The organism is Thalassospira profundimaris (assembly GCF_003326755.1).
GTDB classification, from domain to species: domain Bacteria; phylum Pseudomonadota; class Alphaproteobacteria; order Rhodospirillales; family Thalassospiraceae; genus Thalassospira; species Thalassospira profundimaris_B.
The window spans coordinates 1-15,378 of the sequence record NZ_JPWH01000025.1 but is presented as its reverse complement, the minus strand read 5'-3'; the positions used below and the strand labels follow the sequence as shown (position 1 = coordinate 15,378).

General features: G+C 56.4%; 13 protein-coding genes and 1 pseudogene. 9 read left to right on the top strand and 5 right to left on the bottom strand.

All coding sequences use genetic code 11. The features are described from left to right. Positions 1 to 52: 52 nt before the first annotated feature. The gene (locus tag TH25_RS20635; protein ID WP_114090171.1) at positions 53 to 850 is read left to right on the top strand and encodes a phytanoyl-CoA dioxygenase family protein; all 798 of its coding nucleotides are present in this window, start codon (positions 53 to 55) and stop codon (positions 848 to 850) included. Between the two features lie 113 nt (positions 851 to 963). On the opposite strand, the gene moaA is transcribed toward TH25_RS20635, so the two are convergent. From moaA to TH25_RS20620, 3 genes are all read right to left on the bottom strand, one after another. Further along, positions 964 to 1,962 carry a GTP 3',8-cyclase MoaA gene (gene moaA, locus TH25_RS20630; RefSeq protein WP_258549247.1) on the bottom strand — a complete coding sequence of 333 codons (999 nt, stop codon included), beginning with the start codon at positions 1,960 to 1,962 and terminating at the stop codon, positions 964 to 966. A gap of 131 nt (positions 1,963 to 2,093) precedes the next feature. Continuing rightward, positions 2,094 to 2,933, bottom strand: coding sequence for a hypothetical protein (locus TH25_RS20625; protein ID WP_114090169.1), 840 nt, complete (start codon positions 2,931 to 2,933; stop codon positions 2,094 to 2,096). Positions 2,934 to 3,106: 173 nt separating this feature from the next. Beyond that, positions 3,107 to 3,292, bottom strand: a complete 186-nt coding sequence (locus tag TH25_RS20620) for a DUF3553 domain-containing protein (RefSeq protein WP_114090168.1) — start codon at positions 3,290 to 3,292, stop codon at positions 3,107 to 3,109. 333 nt (positions 3,293 to 3,625) lie between these two features. On the opposite strand from TH25_RS20620, the gene TH25_RS20610 reads away from it, so the two are divergent. The 6 genes and pseudogenes from TH25_RS20610 to TH25_RS20585 form a co-directional block, all read left to right on the top strand. Then, positions 3,626 to 4,237 carry a histidine phosphotransferase family protein gene (locus TH25_RS20610; protein ID WP_114090166.1) on the top strand — a complete coding sequence of 204 codons (612 nt, stop codon included), beginning with the start codon at positions 3,626 to 3,628 and terminating at the stop codon, positions 4,235 to 4,237. A gap of 157 nt (positions 4,238 to 4,394) precedes the next feature. Then, entirely contained in the window at positions 4,395 to 7,058 is a 2,664-nt protein-coding gene (locus TH25_RS20605) for a hybrid sensor histidine kinase/response regulator (RefSeq protein WP_114090165.1), read from the top strand. Between the two features lie 17 nt (positions 7,059 to 7,075). Then, the gene (locus tag TH25_RS20600; protein ID WP_114090164.1) at positions 7,076 to 7,582 is read left to right on the top strand and encodes a chemotaxis protein CheW; all 507 of its coding nucleotides are present in this window, start codon (positions 7,076 to 7,078) and stop codon (positions 7,580 to 7,582) included. Positions 7,583 to 7,671: 89 nt separating this feature from the next. Beyond that, on the top strand, positions 7,672 to 8,037 hold the full coding sequence (locus tag TH25_RS20595) for a response regulator (protein ID WP_114090163.1): 366 nt from the start codon (positions 7,672 to 7,674) through the stop codon (positions 8,035 to 8,037). 64 nt (positions 8,038 to 8,101) lie between these two features. Continuing rightward, on the top strand, positions 8,102 to 9,892 hold the full coding sequence (locus TH25_RS25655) for a chemotaxis protein CheB (RefSeq protein WP_114090162.1): 1,791 nt from the start codon (positions 8,102 to 8,104) through the stop codon (positions 9,890 to 9,892). Positions 9,893 to 9,901: 9 nt separating this feature from the next. Next, positions 9,902 to 10,711 (top strand): annotated as a pseudogene (locus TH25_RS20585) (CheR family methyltransferase); the annotation flags it as partial. Between the two features lie 639 nt (positions 10,712 to 11,350). Here the strand turns inward: TH25_RS20585 and ctrA are convergent. After that, on the bottom strand, positions 11,351 to 12,052 hold the full coding sequence (gene ctrA, locus TH25_RS20575; protein ID WP_073953535.1) for a response regulator transcription factor CtrA: 702 nt from the start codon (positions 12,050 to 12,052) through the stop codon (positions 11,351 to 11,353). 389 nt (positions 12,053 to 12,441) lie between these two features. On the opposite strand from ctrA, the gene fliI reads away from it, so the two are divergent. Both fliI and TH25_RS20565 read left to right on the top strand, forming a co-directional pair. After that, positions 12,442 to 13,890, top strand: a complete 1,449-nt coding sequence (gene fliI / locus TH25_RS20570; RefSeq protein ID WP_258549246.1) for a flagellar protein export ATPase FliI — start codon at positions 12,442 to 12,444, stop codon at positions 13,888 to 13,890. A 115-nt stretch (positions 13,891 to 14,005) separates the two neighbouring features. Beyond that, positions 14,006 to 14,434 (top strand): DUF1818 family protein, encoded by a 429-nt coding sequence (locus TH25_RS20565; RefSeq protein WP_114090160.1) that lies wholly within the window; start codon positions 14,006 to 14,008, stop codon positions 14,432 to 14,434. A gap of 44 nt (positions 14,435 to 14,478) precedes the next feature. On the opposite strand, the gene TH25_RS20560 is transcribed toward TH25_RS20565, so the two are convergent. Further along, positions 14,479 to 14,970 carry a YbaK/EbsC family protein gene (locus TH25_RS20560; protein ID WP_114090159.1) on the bottom strand — a complete coding sequence of 164 codons (492 nt, stop codon included), beginning with the start codon at positions 14,968 to 14,970 and terminating at the stop codon, positions 14,479 to 14,481. Positions 14,971 to 15,378 lie beyond the last annotated feature (408 nt).

Genomic DNA, 15,378 nt, shown 5'->3' with positions numbered 1-15,378 from the left:
ATAGCATGGCCTGCCTTTGTGTCTTATGCGTTTCCGTTTACGGAGTTTAGACATGGTTCACCCGCTTTTGACACCTGCCGATATTGAAACCTATCAGCGCGACGGCGTAGTTTTGGTGCGCGGCCTGTTTGCTGATTATTTGCCGCAACTGGCTGCAGGTATCGAGGCCAATATGCGTGACCCTGGCCCTTACGCAGCCGAAAACCTTAAGGAGGGTGAGGCAGGACGCTTTTTTGATGATTACTGCAACTGGCAGCGTATTGGCGAATTTAAACAGGTTATTCGCCATTCCCCCGTCGCCGAAGTGGCCGCCGATTTGATGGGGGCGCAACAAGTGCAGCTTTTTCATGATCATGTGCTGGTCAAGGAACCGGGAACCTCCAAACCCACACCCTGGCATCAGGACAGTCCCTATTATTTTGTCGAGGGGACGCAGACGGTAAGCTTCTGGTCGCCGCTGGACCCGGTGCGCGAGGCGACATTGCGTTGTGTCGCCGGGTCGCATAAATGGCCGCGTGCGGTGTTGCCGACACGCTGGTTATCGGAAGAAAGCTTTTACCCTGACGAAACCGCCTATATGCCGGTGCCCGACCCCGATGCCGAGGGCATGGATATTCGCGAATGGCATATGGCGCCGGGCGATGCGGTTGCCTTTGATTTTCGCATTCTGCATGGTGCACGCGGTAATCTGACGCAAAACCGACGCCGGGCTTTTTCATTACGGCTGGTGGGGGATGATGCCCGCTATGTCGAACGTCCCGGACGCACATCGCCGCCTTTCCCAGGGCATGCTATGCAGGCAGGGCAAAAACTGCGCGAGGACTGGTTTCCGGTGATTTTTCACCGTTAAAGACAAATCGCTTTAATGGTTGCACGCGGAATTCCATGAAAAAGGCGGGCCATGTGGGTTTTGGTCCGCCTTTGGAATGTGAATTTTACATATGTGTTTTTTCAAAAGGCGCGTTAACCGCCCGTCATGCTCATATGCCGGGACACGGCGGGTTTTTGCCCCTTGCGGTCGATAATGAAATCGTGGCCCTTGGGTTTGAGCAGCATGGCGCGATCAAGCGCGGCATCAAGCAAGGCCGGGTCGTTTTCGCGCAGGATTTCGCGCAAATCGATATGGTCTTCCTGGCCCAGGCACATATAAAGCGTGCCGGTGCAGGTAATGCGCACCCGGTTGCAACCCTCGCAGAAATTATGGGTTAGCGGGGTGATAAAACCCAGCCGCCCGCCGGTTTCGGCCACCGAAACATAACGTGCCGGGCCAGGCGTGACATGGTTGCTGGGGATCAGTGTCCAGTCTTTTTCCAGGCGTTCGCGCACCACGGTAAGCGGCAGGTAATGGTCGGTGCGGTCGCCATCAATATCGCCCAGCGGCATGGTTTCGATCAGGCACAGGTCAAACCCTTCCTGCCCGCACCAGGCCAGCATCCGTGAAAATTCGTCTTCATTCTGTCCGCGCAGGGCAACGGCATTGATTTTAATGCCAATGCCCGCTTCCTTGGCGGCCTGAAGGCCGGTCAGCACCTGTTCCAGGCGGCCGCGCCGGGTGATGTCGGCAAATTTCTGATGGTCCAGGGTATCAAGCGAGATATTGAGGCGTTTGACCCCGGCGCGGGCCAGATCATCGGCATAGGTGGCAAGCTGGCTGCCATTGGTGGTCAGGGTCAGTTCATCCAGCGTGCCGGATTTCAGATGGCGCGACAGATCATGGATCAAATCCATGATGCCACGGCGCACCAGCGGTTCCCCGCCGGTCAGACGCAATTTGCGCACGCCCCGTGCAATAAAGGCGCTGCAAAGCTGATCAAGCTCTTCAAGTGTCAGGATTTGCGATTTGGGCAGAAAGGTCATGTTTTCCGCCATGCAGTAGGTGCAGCGAAAATCACAGCGGTCGGTTACGGAAACCCGTAAATACGAGACATGACGGCCATATTTGTCGATCAGCGGCTTTTGCACGGTTTCCTGCCTGACATTTTGAATTTCGCGGTGTCCTTTAGCACTTCTGCAAACAGATAGTGTAAAGAAGCGGCAACGGGCAAGGTCCGCTGCCATATTTTTTGACAATGACTGCCGGGCAGGACGCGCTTTTAGTCCTGCCAGGTTGCAGCCTCGCGATTATGCAGGGCGGCGATATCGCGGTCGATATTGGCCATCACGGTACGCAGCACACTGACCTTGTCATGGTCAATTTCGGCGGCCAGCAGAGCGGAACGCTCCGGGCTGGCAAGAATGGCGCGCACATCGCGAAACAGCGCATGAACCAGTTTGATGAAATGGTTCTCGGTAAATTCCCACTGGGTCCCGTTACGGTGCATATTGTCATTGACCAGTTGGATGAACCATTTTTTGCGTTTTTCATAATCGGCAAAGTGCATGGCCATGCGCACGAAAACCATCGTGATCTGTTTGGAAACCAGCGGATTTTCCGCAAGATGGTCCCAGTAATCGGTGGCATCGCGCATATCATCATCTTCATCGGCATGGGTTTCGACGATGCTGCGGATTTCGCTGTCGATCTGCTCGATGGTATCGGCCCCGACCATCATGCGAATGGCGTGAAAAAACGGCTGTAACATGTCGCGTGACAAAGCACCATGTTCCAGGTCGCCCGCCTCGCGTCCGGCCAGAAGGTGGGCAAAACGGCTGACCAGAAGGCGGCCAAACGGGTCATTGCGGATGGAGGGATTGCGCCGGGTATTGGCAGCGGAAATTTCGGCTTTTACGGCAGTCCAGGCATCGTCGAACAGCCGGGGTTGCCCGCGGAGGATTGCCAGGGATTTTTCAATCTCTTCGGCGCTGATCGCATTGCCCTGATGGCGGGCCTTGTCGGCCAGTCCGCTGGCAAAACGTTCCAGTACGGCCCAGGCAGCATCATGATGGCGCTGTTTAAAGCTGTCGGTTTCAGGAAGCGTTTCGATTTTTGTCATTATTCTGTCCGCAGTTGTTCGGGGTCATCTGAACGCAGTTTGTCGTTGCGCTGGCCGGTATCTGCCTGGCATCACATCACCCTGCGTTTGTGTGCCTTTGTCTTGCCGTGGCCAACACCCCGACGGGGTATCCGTGCGCGATCCTGTTTTGGTTTGCCGATGTCCGGCCGGGGTTATTCGTACCCCATTGCCGGTTCGACAATCTCAAGGGCAACGTGGCGCGTGCGAATGATCTGGCGGCCGGCCTCCTCGAAATTGACGGCAAGGCTGTCGCCGTTAACGGCCTGGATACGGCCCAGGCCCCAGTCGGGCTGGCCGGGATGTCGCACAATGGTGCCAGGTGTCAGTAGAAAATCCATAAAATTGCGTTCTCAACCAAGTGGACCGGTTGGGGCCTGTTGTTCTGATGTTTTAAAAAACAACGCTACGCGCAACAGGCGGGGCCGGTTTTGTGTCATCTGTTTGCATAAATCTATCATTGCAAACCAGTTGTGACAAAGAAGGAAAAACGGGGCATGATGGTTTTGGCACAGGAGGCATGTGTTTTTTGGCCTGATATTTAAATAAGGTTTTAATACCTGTTTTGCACATTAGGGCTTCGATTCCGGTATGAAATGCCGGGAACGGCTTTGTTTTCATGTGGGATGCGGCTTTTTGGGGAAGGCGCACCGCCAAGATCTGGAGCACAGTGCATGCAGCAGGACAGGCAACTGGAGCTTATCCTGATAGAACTTATCAGCTCGCGAATTTGTCATGATCTGGTCGGGCCGGTTGGTGCGGTCAATGCGGGTGCTGAATTGATGGACGAGGCCGGGGGCAGCGATGACGAAGCCCTGGCATTGATGCGCCGAAGCGGGCAGGAGGCACAGCGCCGTTTGCAGCTTTTTCGTCTGGCCTATGGCCGGGCGGGCAACAGCGTGGATGCCGCCACCATGCGCAAGACCGTGATGCAGGCCTACGAGGCCGATGGCAAGGTGACGCTGGCCTGGGACGGAAACATTGATATGGATGCCGCCACCGCAAGGGTTGTGCTCAATATGGTCATGATGGCACGCGAGGCCCTGCCATTTGGTGGCGAAATTGCGGTAAGTTGCGACTCCGGGGCGAAAATAAATGTCACCGCGCGGGGCAAACGCGCGGCGATCAGGCCGGAAATTGAAAATGTGCTTTCGGGCCCGGTTGACCCGCAAGACCTTGATCCGCGTAACATTCAGGGCTTTTTTGCCCGAAACCTAGCCGAAAGACTAGGCCGACAGCTACAGGTGGTGGGCGAAGAAAGTTCTGTTACTTTGATCTATGTTTAAAAAAATTGACGTGCCAGTATAGTAAATCCTTATGCTAGGCTCTACCTACATGGTAACTCTCGTGTGAAACGGGAATTTGAGATGATTGGGTAGATTTGATGCGGTTGACGTCCCGGGTCCGGTGATGGTCTGATTGCCGGCATTGTGGAGGGGATATATGGACGATCTTTTAAGTGAATTTCTGACCGAAACTTCGGAAAGTCTTTCGACGCTCGATGTCGAGCTGGTGAAGCTTGAACAGAACCCGAATGATCCTGATATTCTGTCGAATATCTTCCGTCTGGTTCACACCATCAAGGGGACATGCGGCTTTTTGGGGTTGCCGCGTCTTGAAGCAGTTGCCCATGCCGGTGAAAACGTTCTGGGCAAAATCCGGGACGGGGAACTGGTTGTGACGCCCGATGCGGTCACACTGGTGCTTGAATCAATCGACACCATCAAATATCTGCTCGGCGAGCTTGAAACCAATGAAGCCGAACCGGATGGCAATGATGCCGATCTGATTGCCCGTCTGAACCATTTTGCCGATACCGGGACGCTTCCTGCAGGTGCTGGCAGTGCGCCCAAGGCCCAGGCCCGCGCACCGGAACCCGAGCCGGCGCCTGTTGCATCCGCCGCCCCGGAACCGGAACCAGAGCCCGAACCCGAGCCGGAACCCGCCGCCCCCGCCGCTGCGGCAACACCGCCCTCGGCGCCGAAATCCCAGGCTGTTGCCGCTGCTGCATCCTCTGCGCATGATGGCGGGGCAAAGGGTGATGCGCATCCGCGTAACGAAACCAAGGAAAGCACGGTTGCGGCCCAGACCATTCGTGTGAATGTCGAACTGCTTGAAAACCTGATGACACTGGTTTCCGAACTGGTGCTGACGCGTAACCAGTTGTTGCAGATGGTGCGCGGCAAGGATGACAGCGAATTTACCGTTCCGTTGCAGCGTCTGTCGCATATCACCACCGACCTTCAGGAAGGGGTGATGAAGACCCGTATGCAGCCGATTGGCAATGCCTGGGCAAAACTGCCGCGTATCGTGCGCGACCTTGCCCTTGAAATGGGCAAAAAGATCGATCTGCAAATGATCGGTGCGGATACCGAACTGGACCGTCAGGTTCTTGAACTGATCAAGGACCCGCTGACCCATATGGTGCGGAACTCTGCCGACCACGGCCTGGAAGACATTCAGGGCCGTCGCGATGCGGGCAAGCCCGAAACCGGTACGGTCACGCTGAACGCCTATCATGAAGGCGGTCACATCATCATCGAAATTTCCGATGATGGCCGTGGCCTCAATGTTGAACGGATCAAGGCCAAGGCCCTGACCAATGGTCTTGTGACCGAAGGCGAACTGGAAAACATGTCGGATCAGCAGATCCACCAGTTCATCTTCAAGCCGGGCTTCTCGACAGCCGAAAAGGTGACATCGGTTTCCGGTCGTGGTGTGGGCATGGACGTTGTGCGCACCAATATCGAAAAAATCGGTGGCACGGTGGAGCTGAAATCGGTTGAAGGTCGCGGGTCGACTTTCATCATTAAAATTCCGCTGACCCTGGCCATTGTTTCCGCCCTGATCGTTGAAAGCGGCGGCGAACGGTTTGCCATCCCGCAGATCAGCGTTCTGGAACTTGTTCGTGCCTCGAGCAATTCCGAACATTCGATCGAACGCATTCACGATACCCCGGTCCTGCGTTTACGTAACCGCCTGCTACCACTTGTGACCCTCAAGCGCATTCTCGGGCTTGATGACACGGCGGCCGATGCCGAGGTGGATGAAGAAGCCTTCATCGTGGTGGCCCAGGTCGGGACCTACAGCTTTGGCATTATCGTGGACCGCGTCTTTGATACCGAGGAAATCGTGGTCAAGCCGGTGGCACCGATCCTGCGCGATCTGTCGCTGTTCTCGGGCAATACCATCCTGGGCGATGGCAGCGTGATCATGATTCTCGATCCCAACGGCATTGCCACCCGGACTGGCGAAATCACGGTTGGCGGTCAGCAGGGTGTTGAATCCAAGGCCAAATCGGAAAGCTCGGATCGCGAAACCACCTCGATGCTGGTGTTCCGTGCCGGGGGCAATGAAATCCGTGCCGTGCCGCTGGCCCTGGTCGCCCGTCTTGAAGAAATCGATGTCGAAAGCATCGAATATTCAAATGGCCGTCCGCTGGTGCAGTATCGTGGCAAGCTGATGCCGCTGGTCTTTATTGACGGTGCCTATCAGATGAAGAGCGAAGGCCGCCAGCCGACCCTGGTGTTCCAGGATCGTGAACGGACGATGGGGCTGGTTGTTGATGAAATCGTTGATATTGTTGACGATGTTCTCAATGTCGAATTGACAGCCGATCGGGATGGTCTGGTGGGCTCGGCCGTGATTGACGGCAAGGCAACCGATTTGATCGATGCCGGCTATTACCTTGAACTGGCCTTTAGCGACTGGTTTGGCAAGGAAGAAGGCAGAACCGAAAAGAAGAAGGTTCTTCTTGTTGATGACAGCCCGTTCTTCCGTAATTTGCTGACGCCGATGCTCTCGGTTTCGGGTTTCAAGGTGACGTCGGTTGAAAGTGCCGAACAGGCGCTGGAGCTGAAAAACAATGGTGCGATTTTCGATGCCATTATCAGCGACATCGAGATGCCGGGCATGAACGGTTTTGAATTTGCCGAAAGCCTGCAAAATGACGAGAGCTGGGGTGAAGTTCCGATTATCGCCCTGTCGTCTCATACCAGCGAAGAGGATTTCGAGCGTGGACGCCGGGTCGGGTTTAGTGACTATGTCGCCAAATTTGACCGCGATGCCCTGGTCTCGACCCTGATCCAGACGCTGGCTGCTGTCTAAGTCGAAGGTAAAGTATCATGAGTGACAAAAACGCACTTGTCCCCAGTTCCGAGCGCAATACCGCCCTTGACCTGGGGGGATCAACCAAGGATTTCGTCACGGCGACAATCGGCAAGCAGATGTTTGGCATCCCGGTTTTGACCGTACAGGACGTTCTTGGTCCGCAGCGAATCACGCGTATTCCGCTGGCACCGCCCGAAGTGGCAGGTTCGCTGAACCTGCGGGGACGTATCGTTACCGCCATTGATGTGCGCAAGCGCCTTGGCCTGCGCAACAAGGAAGGCGATGATCCCGGAATGAGCATCGTGGTTGACCAGGGTGGCGAGCTTTACAGCCTGATGGTTGACCAGGTTGGCGAGGTTCTGAGTGTTCCGCAGAACGCCTTTGAGCGTAATCCGGCGACACTTGATCCGCGCTGGCGGGAATTTTCGGACGGAATTTTCCGTTTGGAAAAGAACCTGCTGGTTATTCTTGATGTGACCCGGCTGCTTGATTTTGCCGGGTCTGTAAAGCAGGTGGGCTGATGCCCGTCTGTTAACGATGGTCCGGGCGCGCCCGGCGCCCGGATATTGCCGGTCGTGGCTTAACACGTGAAATTGCGAGAAGGAAGTCGATGAAGAGTTGTCTCGTCGTCGATGATTCAAAAGTCATCAGAATGGTGGCACGCCGTATCCTCGAGGAATTGGGATTCGCGGTTGTCGAAGCCGAAGACGGTATGGAAGCACTGGAGAAGTGCCTGTCGGATATGCCTGACGCGGTGCTGCTGGATTGGAACATGCCGATAAAAAGCGGCATCGAATTTCTTCGCGAACTGCGCGCGGCACCGGGAGGGGATGAACCCGTTGTTGTGTTCTGCACCACGGAAAACGACCTGGAGCATATTCAGGAAGCCATTACCGCCGGGGCGAACGAATATATCATGAAGCCCTTTGATAGCGAGATCATCCAGGCCAAATTTGAACAGGTTGGCCTGATCTGATCCTTGTGGCCGTGACGTTGTTACGGGTGTTGCGGCCTTTTGACCAAGCGGGAATATCGTACCTGTGGAACAAAACCACATCGATCCACCTTACAAAGTCCTGATTGTGGATGATTCGGCAATCGTGCGCGGGCTTGTTGCGCGTATGTTGCAGGATGATTCCGATATCGAGGTTGTCGGTTCTGTCGCGAACGGAGAAGACGCCCTTGCGGTAATGCGCGATGGGGGCGTTGAAGCGGTTGTTCTCGACATTGAAATGCCGGTCATGGATGGATTGACGGCATTGCCGAAAATTCTGGAAATTGATCCCACCGTCCGTGTGATCATGGCCTCCACCCTGACCAAGCGCAATGCCGATATCAGTTTTAAGGCCATGACGCTGGGCGCGGTCGATTATATTCCCAAACCGTCCTCGGCCAAGGACATCAATGTTGGTTCCGGCTTCCGGAGCGAACTGGTTGACAAGGTCAAGGCGTGGTCTGAACAGCGTCGCAAGATGCTGGAACAGGCAGGCGACTTTGACGAAATTGACGAATTCGACGAAGAGACCGCACCGGTTGATGCCAGCGTACCTGATCCTGCCGGGAAAGAACCGGCCGGGGACAAGGGGGCTGTCACGGGGGATATTTCCGCTGAGGATACCAGCGGCGATGCTGTTGTGGCATCAGAGGGAGACCGTAGCGATTCGCCTTCTGATGGTGGCGAGCCCGATGGTGCGAAACCGTTTCGCGCCGAAATGTCGATTGAACATCAGGTTTTGCAAAAACCGGGACGCATTCAGCGCAAGCGTTTTACCGCAGAGTTGCGCCCCCGCCCCATGCAGCATCCGATGCAGCAACAGAGCATGCGCCCGCAAATGCGCCCCATGCCCGCCGACCCTGCGCCCGCGCGCGAAGGCGGTATGGACAAACCCGGTATCGCGCGGTTGCGCGATCCGGGCCGTTTGATCGAGGAGGCGGCTGTTGCGGCAAAAAAGGCGGGGATCGCCGATGCCCTGCCGGGCAGTGTTGCGACGCCGTTCCCTGCCGGGAAACCGCATGGCGGGGCCAAACCCGAAACGGCGCGTTCTGGTGCGGGCACATCGGGGGCACGCCGTGCCGAGGAAACCAGGGCCCGGCCCGCGTCACCAAATCGCGAGGTTCCGGCACACCGGGCAGAGCCACAACCGGCCCGCCCCAGAGAGGAACGGGCAAAGCGGGCGGTTGTTGCCGGAAACGCCCCGGCACCGGCCCGTCGCGGGCGGTCCCAGGGGCAGGTGACACTGCAACCGGAAAAACATGTTAACGTCGAAGCGATTGCCATTGGCAGTTCAACGGGCGGGCCACAGGCGCTGTTTGAAGTTTTGCGTGGTCTGGTCGGCGTGCGTCAGCCCATTTTTATTACCCAGCATATGCCCGCGACCTTTACCACCATTCTGGCAGAGCATATCACCCGGTTGACCGGCCTGAAATGCGGCGAAGGGGTAAATGGGGAACCTGTGCAACCAGGGCGCGTTTATTTGGCACCGGGGGATTTCCATATGGTGGTCGAGGGGCGGGGGAATAACCGCAAAATCGCCCTGAACCAGAACCCGCCGGAAAATTTCTGCCGCCCGTCGGTGGACCCGATGTTGCGCAGTCTGGTGGAAAGTTACGGCGGTAATATGTTGACAATCATTCTGACCGGCATGGGCCAGGATGGTATGCTGGGCGGGCGCAATGTTGTGGCCGCTGGCGGCATGGTTGTGGCCCAGGATGAAGCCACCAGCGTGGTGTGGGGGATGCCCGGTGCGGCCGCCCATGCGGGAATTTGTAGTGCGATACTGCCGATAGGGGGCATTGCCCCTTACGTGAAAAAATTTGCCGGAGGTCGTTAACACAAGATGTTGAAGCCGGAAGACTTTGATTTCGTCAGCAAATTGATCAAATCCCGCTCGGGCCTTGTCCTGACGCAGGATAAGTTCTATTTGCTCGAAAGCCGGCTCATGCCGATTGCGCGCAAGCGTGGCCTTAAGGACCTTGGCGAGTTGATCGGGGCATTGCGCGGTATGGACCGCACGCTGATCGAAGATGTGGTCGAAGCCATGACCACTAACGAATCTTTCTTCTTTCGCGATACCAAACCCTTTGATCAGTTTCGCCATGTGGTCTTGCCCCACATGATCAAGGCGCGGGCAAGCAAGCGCCATTTGCGTATCTGGTGTGCAGCGGCCTCTTCGGGGCAGGAGCCCTATTCCCTGGCGATGATCCTGCAGGATTTTGCCAGTCAGCTTGCGGGATGGCGGATCGAAATTATCGGAACCGACATTTCGCGCGAAATTCTTAACAAGGCACGTGCCGGGTTGTATTCGCAGTTTGAAGTTCAGCGCGGCCTGCCGATTGCGCTTCTGGTCAAGCATTTCCAGAAGGCCGATGATATGTGGCAGATCTCGGCGGATTTGCGCTCCAAGGTGCAGTATCGCGAATATAACCTGCTGGAGGACCTCAAGCCGCTGGGCCAGTTTGACGTGGTTTATTGCCGCAACGTGCTGATTTATTTTGACCAGCCCACCAAAACCGATGTGCTGTCGCGTATTGCGGCACAAATGCCTGATGACGGTTTTCTGTTTCTGGGCGGGGCGGAAACGGTGCTGGGGATTTCGGACAAATTCAAACCGCTCCCGCGTCAGCGTGGTATTTACCAGTTGAACCGTCCCGGTGCACCGGATGTTGATGTGTCCGAACTCGAAAAGGTTCAGGCAGGGGGCAGTGCCGCCGCAGCCGGGGCCGGAGCGGGAGGATTTGCCTTTCCCAAGCCCAAGGCGATGCAAACGGGCGCAGGCAGCACACCGGCATCATCTGCCGGGGCCACCGGAACAACGGCCCGTCCGGCCAGTACGACACCAACGACGCCGCGCAGCAGCTTTGGGACCGGCAGCACCACAGGCGGAACGGGCAGTACTTACAGCCGCCCGTCAACCACCGGTGCCGCCAGCCCGGGCACGTCGCGCTATGGCAGCAGCAGTACGGGCAGTACCGGCAGCAGCTATTCGTCCACACGGCCAGCTACGCCGTCATCATCAAGTTTTGGTCGGACCTATCCGCGCAAGCCAGATGATAAAAAGGACTGACGATTAACGCAAAATGCGCCTGATGAAGGCCAAAATGCTTAAAAGGGGGCAAACCACCCCAATCATAAAGCGCCCGGCGGACAAACCGGGCGCTTTATGTGTGTCTCATGATGGTTTTCAGCGCGTTACTGGCATAAAAACACCCCGTAACCGGCCCGGTTACGGGGTGTTTTGCAAAACGATACAGCAATGGCAGCAGCGGGACCGTGTTATCTGAGCCCGGTTTCAGGCGGCTGCATGTGCGCTGTTGCTGTCCGGGTCGCGCAGGACATAGCCGCGCCCCCAAACAGTATGAATATAATTGTCGCCGTCGGTTGCAGACTGGATTTTCTTGCGCAATTTGCAAACGAAGACGTCAATGATCTTCAGTTCCGGTTCATCCATGCCACCATAAAGGTGGTTGAGGAACATTTCCTTGGTCAGGGTCGTGCCCTTGCGCAGCGACAGCAATTCCAGAATGCCATATTCCTTGCCCGTCAGATGCAGCGGCGACCCGGCGACATCGACCGTGCGGGCATCGAGATTGACATGCAGCTTGCCCGTGGCAATGACGGACTGGGCATGTCCCTTGGACCGGCGCACAATCGCCTGGATGCGGGCCAGAAGCTCCGTTTTGTCAAACGGCTTGGTCAGATAGTCATCCGCGCCAAAACCAAGGCCTTTGACCTTGTCTTCGGTTTCGGTCAACCCCGAGAGGATCAGAACCGGCGTTTCCACCCGCGCATCACGCAGGCGGCGCAAAACCTCGTAGCCGTCAATATCGGGCAACATCAGGTCGAGTAAAATAATGTCGTAATCATATAATTTGCCGATCTCCAGGCCGTCTTCGCCCAGGTCGGTGGTATCCACAACCATGCCTTCGGATTTCAGCATAAGCTCTATGCTGTCCGACATGGCGTCGTCGTCTTCTACAAGCAGCACCCGCATTTTCCGCTCCGCTCCGTTACCATATTCCGCAATAAATCTGGTTTTTATCCGGACTGTCCCGGCTATGCCCCAACAGCAGCCGTGTCGTGGGATTTTTCCCGTTTCGTTAACGATACGTTGCTTTGCGACTCGTGGCAAGCACACGAGTCGTTATTTGTTAACTTTTTTACCGTCATAGTGTTCCCGTCATGACCAAACAAAGATTTAACAGGGTGTTAGGCTGCCTTGCCTAGGTTAAAACTTTGGCGGCAATACGGCTGTGTTGGCTTACTGGCTTTGTAAAACATCGTATCTCCCCTTATATTAGGATCAGCACGCGGCATTTTCCACCCCGCGTCGCGTTTTAAAACGCCCTGCATCCTCAAGACGACTTACGATAAAAGGCTCCCATGTTTCAGATTGGCAAAAACATCGTCGCCGACCTTCGCCGTGTTCCCGATTACTGGGTTGTTGGCCGGGTAACAGCGGTTTTGGGCCTGCTGGTTGAAATTGGCGGTGTTGAAGGGGCTCTGTCGATCGGCGATCGCTGCAAGGTGGTCAGGCGCGATGGCGAAGCGGTTATTTGTGAAGTGGTGGGGTTTCGCAGCGAACGCGCCCTGTTAATGCCGTTTGGCGCGCTTGATGGCATTGGTATTGGCTGCGAGGTGGAACTGGCCGATACCCAGCCGCAAATCTACCCCGATGAGGGCTGGCTGGGGCGTGTCGTCAATGCCTTTGGCGAGCCGGTAGATGGCAAAGGCCCGTTACCGCAGGGCAATGCGCCCTATCCCATTCGGCGTACCCCGCCCTCGGCCCATACCCGCCAGCGGGTTTCGGGCAAGCTTGATTTGGGGGTGCGGGCGATGAACACGTTTCTGACCTGTTGCCGCGGCCAGCGTATGGGTATTTTTGCCGGGTCCGGCGTGGGTAAATCCAGTATCCTGTCGATGATGACGCGCCATACCACATCGGATGTGTCCGTTGTCGGGCTGATTGGCGAACGTGGCCGTGAAGCGCGCGAATTTATCGAGGATGATCTGGGCGAAGAGGGCTTGCGTCGTTCCGTCGTGGTGGTGGCAACATCGGACGAACCCCCGCTGATGCGCCGCCAGGCGGCCTATATGACGATGGCGGTTTCGGAATTTTTCCGTGACCGGGGCCGCGATGTGCTGTGCATGATGGATTCCGTCACCCGGTTTGCCATGGCGCAGCGCGAAATCAGCCTGTCGGTGGGCGAACCCCCGGCATCCAAGGGCTATACCCCCACCGTTTTTGCCGAACTGCCCCGTTTGCTGGAGCGGGCCGGGCCGGGCGGGCCAGGCCAGGGGTCGATCACCGGGCTGTTTACCGTGCTGGTCGATGGCGATGACCATAACGAACCAATTTCGGATGCGGTGCGCGGTATTCTGGACGGGCATGTGGTGCTGGACCGTTCGATTGCCGAACAGGGGCGGTATCCGGCGATCAATATTTTGCGCAGTGTTTCCCGGACCATGCCGGGCTGCAACAGCGATTATGAAAACCAGATTGTGCGGCGTGCCCGGCAATTGCTGGCAACCTATGATGACATGGCCGAACTGATCCGCCTGGGGGCCTATCGTCGGGGCACGGACCCGAAGGTGGATGAAGCGATCCATTATTTTCCCCTGATCGAGGAATTTTTAAGCCAGCGCAAAAATGAATGCACCCGCCTGGCCGATGGATATGCCGATTTGGCCCGCAGGCTGGATATGGCCCCGGCGGGTGACGATGGTGCACATCATGGCGGGGCCGGTCATCCTGCCGGAGCATCGATCAACAGCCAGTCGCGCCCGCATCAGACCGACCTTAATGCCGCCAAGCGGGCATTGGGCGGATAAGGGGCTGATTTTCCGGGGCGGGCTGTTGGTCCGTGGGGTGATAACCAGGGCGATAATCGGGGCGATAACGGGTTTAGGCACGATGCGTGCCACAAGGAGAAAGGCCGAAAGATAGATGGCCAAGGATTTTAAGGCCCTGGTGCGTGTGCGCAAATGGGCGCTGGATGAAAAACAACGCGAACTGGGCGAAATGCTGCGCGTGGCGGAGCATTTGAAAGAGCAGCGCCAGGAACTGGAACGTGCGCTTAAGGCCGAACAAAAGGTGGCAACGGAAAACCCGCAAACCGCCGGGTTTGCCTATGGCAACTTTGCCAATGCCATTATTGCGGAACGTGCGGCACTGGACCAGCAGATCAAGGCGCAGGAAGACAAAATCGATGCCTTTCGTGACGAGGTTGCCCAAGCCTTCAAGGACATGAAAACCGCCGAAATCTCCGAACGCAACCGGGTTGCCGCCTTGCGGGCCGAGGAAGAGCGCAAGGAGCAGGAAACCCTTGATGAAATCGGCGCGCGTGCCGCCACCCGCAAGGACGGGCTGATGTAAAGCCTTGGGCCCGAGAGAGGCACATGTGACGGCACGAGGTTGGCCTATTTGCTGTCAAGCCTGACATCATGGCCGGCGGAAATGCCGGTAATGTGGGAAAGCTGGTCCGGGGTGAGTTTGAACACGCTGCTGGGCGTGCCTGCTGCCAGCCAGATGGCCGGTTTTGCCAGCAGTTTTTCATCAATCAGGGTGCGCAGGGCATTGGCATGACCAAAGGGGGGCACGCCGCCAATGGCATAGCCGGTATGGGCGCGGACCTGGGCGGCATCGGCCTTGCCAATTGGTTCGCCAATCAGGGCTTCGACCTTCTTTTCACATACGCGGTCGGCACCATTCATAATAATCAGGATCGGTTCCTGGCTGTTTTTAGCCTGAAAAACCAGTGATTTGCCAATATCGCTGATATCGCAGCCCACAGCGGCGGCGGCATCGGCGGCTGAACGGGTTCCGGCGGGAAATTCCAATACATCAATATCGGTCAAACCGGCCTTTTCAAAGGCGCTGGCAAGGCGGGCAGGCGGCGTTATTTTTTTCATTACGGTGTCGCAGTTTTTACGGGTTTGTCGTGGTGAGGCTTCAGGTCCCTGTCCCAAAGCGCGAGCCTGTACGCTACGGTCAAGATAGCCCGTATTTCAAGATTTTCTTGCACAAGTGGCACGCAGGGGATGTTGGTGCCCCTGCCAATGATGGTTTCCAAATAGGCGACTCTGGTCGCGTGGCAGGCTTCTGAAGCTAAAGCCATTCCAGAAATGTCAATTTATCCGCACTTTGTGGGAATTCTGTTTTTCGTGTTGATTGAATGATGCCGCATTTTAAGGGTGATTTTGCCACTTATTCTTAATTTCGCGCGATTATTCTGGTTTTCGAGCCATGATAATGATAATTCTTCGCATGTCCTTTTGGGGGCCTTTTCTCTAGGCTCAGGACTCATTAATTGAGGTAAA

What these genes read in the sequence shown, in the direction of transcription:
- TH25_RS20635 (WP_114090171.1), top strand. Translation starts at nt 53, where the DNA reads ATGGTTCACCCGCTTTTGACACCTGCCGATATTGAAACCTATCAGCGC.
- TH25_RS20625 (WP_114090169.1), bottom strand. Translation starts at nt 2,933, where the DNA reads ATGACAAAAATCGAAACGCTTCCTGAAACCGACAGCTTTAAACAGCGC.
- TH25_RS20620 (WP_114090168.1), bottom strand. Translation starts at nt 3,292, where the DNA reads ATGGATTTTCTACTGACACCTGGCACCATTGTGCGACATCCCGGCCAG.
- TH25_RS20610 (WP_114090166.1), top strand. Translation starts at nt 3,626, where the DNA reads ATGCAGCAGGACAGGCAACTGGAGCTTATCCTGATAGAACTTATCAGC.
- TH25_RS20605 (WP_114090165.1), top strand. Translation starts at nt 4,395, where the DNA reads ATGGACGATCTTTTAAGTGAATTTCTGACCGAAACTTCGGAAAGTCTT.
- TH25_RS20600 (WP_114090164.1), top strand. Translation starts at nt 7,076, where the DNA reads ATGAGTGACAAAAACGCACTTGTCCCCAGTTCCGAGCGCAATACCGCC.
- TH25_RS20595 (WP_114090163.1), top strand. Translation starts at nt 7,672, where the DNA reads ATGAAGAGTTGTCTCGTCGTCGATGATTCAAAAGTCATCAGAATGGTG.
- ctrA (WP_073953535.1), bottom strand. Translation starts at nt 12,052, where the DNA reads ATGCGGGTGCTGCTTGTAGAAGACGACGACGCCATGTCGGACAGCATA.
- fliI (WP_258549246.1), top strand. Translation starts at nt 12,442, where the DNA reads ATGTTTCAGATTGGCAAAAACATCGTCGCCGACCTTCGCCGTGTTCCC.
- TH25_RS20565 (WP_114090160.1), top strand. Translation starts at nt 14,006, where the DNA reads ATGGCCAAGGATTTTAAGGCCCTGGTGCGTGTGCGCAAATGGGCGCTG.
- TH25_RS20560 (WP_114090159.1), bottom strand. Translation starts at nt 14,970, where the DNA reads ATGAAAAAAATAACGCCGCCTGCCCGCCTTGCCAGCGCCTTTGAAAAG.